General features: G+C 45.2%; 1 protein-coding gene and 1 pseudogene. One reads left to right on the forward strand and one right to left on the reverse strand.

The genetic code is table 11. The features are described 5' to 3' along the window. The coding region (locus tag A3738_RS02880) for an ATP-binding cassette domain-containing protein (protein WP_156503905.1) at positions 1 to 279 on the reverse strand (279 nt) is incomplete at its 3' end. A gap of 266 nt (positions 280 to 545) precedes the next feature. On the opposite strand from A3738_RS02880, the pseudogene glyA reads away from it, so the two are divergent. Next, a pseudogene (glyA, locus tag A3738_RS02890) lies at positions 546 to 828 on the forward strand (serine hydroxymethyltransferase); the annotation flags it as partial.

The raw sequence follows: 828 nt of genomic DNA on the forward strand, positions 1-828 counted from the left end.
ACCGTCTTCTACATTTCCGCGTACATCTTTTGATTCGTCAAGTTGCGGTTCCTGCGGTAGATAGCCAACGTTGATGCCAGGTTGAGGACGAGCTTCCCCCGTGTAGTCTTGATCGACACCTGCCATGATTTTAAGGAGCGTTGATTTACCTGCGCCATTCAGGCCAAGAACACCGATTTTTGCGCCGGGAAAGAATGAAAGAGAAATGTCTTTTAGGATCTCTCGTTTAGGAGGGACAACTTTCCCTACTCGGTTCATGGTAAACACATATTGTGCCATGCAATTGCTCCTAGATTTTGTTCAGTATCGTGGGCTGGGCTGCCTCGAAGAATATGACGCGCACACTAGCGAAAAACCTGAAATAACGCAACGAAAGTGCATTTTTGACATCGAGATACGACCGCGGCCTATTTTAGACGCTTTCAAGCGATTAGGTCTCATAAATATCGTGATGTTGCAGGGAAAATCATTTAAACTGCGCGCTTTTTAAACTAACCCGAATTTGTTCAGGGTTTGCCGTAGTTAAGAAGACCAAGAGGCATAGTATGTTCAAGCAAGAAATGACCATCGCTGGATTTGATGATGAACTGTTGTCGGCAATGGATGCAGAAGCAAAAAGACAGGAAGATCATATTGAATTGATTGCTTCAGAAAATTACACCAGCCCTCGTGTAATGGAAGCGCAAGGATCTTACCTTACTAATAAATACGCCGAAGGCTACCCAAGTAAACGTTACTACGGTGGTTGTGAGCATGTTGACGTAGTCGAGCAGCTAGCAATCGATCGTGCAAAGGCATTGTTTGGTGCGAAGTACGCGAACGTTCAGC

It is taken from the genome of Oleiphilus sp. HI0066 (assembly GCF_001635725.1).